Below are 730 nucleotides of genomic sequence, written 5' to 3' on the forward strand. Positions count from 1 at the left end.
CAATACGCTCAACACCTTCATGGCCAGCGCCGACATGGCCCTGGACGGTCGCCACTTTGCCCGCTACGACGGCCGCGGCCTGACGCCGCTGCAGGAGCGGCGCATCACCCAGGTAGTGGGGCTTGCCATCAGCGTCTGGAAGCGCATGATCGACCTGCAGGACGCCGGCGTGCAGATCACCCACGACGGCTATCTCAAGCTCTACCAGATGAGCCGTCCGGACCTGTCCAACCGCTTCGGCGCCCTCCTGCTCGATGAGGGCCAGGACGTGAATCCAGTGATCGCCGACATGGTACAGCGGCAGCGCACCATCCAGGTCATGGTCGGCGATCGCCACCAGCAGCTCTACCGCTTTCGTGGTGCCCAGGATGCCCTCAGCGCGACCTGGATGGCGGACGCCGAGAAGCACTACCTGACCCAGTCTTTCCGCTTCGGCCCAGCGGTGGCCCACGTAGCCAACGTCATCCTGTCGTTCAAGGGCGAGACGGTGAAGCTGCAGGGGCTCGGCCAGCGCACCCTGGTGAAGCGCTCGCTGCCGGAGGACCTCGCCCATCGGACCTGGCTGCATCGCACGGTCAGCGGCGTGATCGAGAATGCCCTGCGCCTAGAAAAACAGGGTGGCCACCGCATGTTCTGGATCGGCGGGATCGACAGCTACTCGCTGCGAGAGCTTGAGGACCTGTTCCAGTTCAGCCGAGGTCGCAAGGACCTGGTGCAGCAGAAGAAGCTC

The 730-nt window shown here is 64.8% G+C and carries 1 protein-coding gene; it reads left to right on the forward strand.

Annotation, left to right across the window (positions count from 1 at the left end; genetic code table 11):
* Positions 1-730: UvrD-helicase domain-containing protein (locus GSQ95_RS25705; protein WP_158974012.1), on the forward strand; the 730-nt coding region annotated here is incomplete at both ends.

It is taken from the genome of Pseudomonas sp. BAV 4579 (assembly GCF_009765395.1).
GTDB lineage: Bacteria > Pseudomonadota > Gammaproteobacteria > Pseudomonadales > Pseudomonadaceae > Chryseomonas > Chryseomonas aestiva.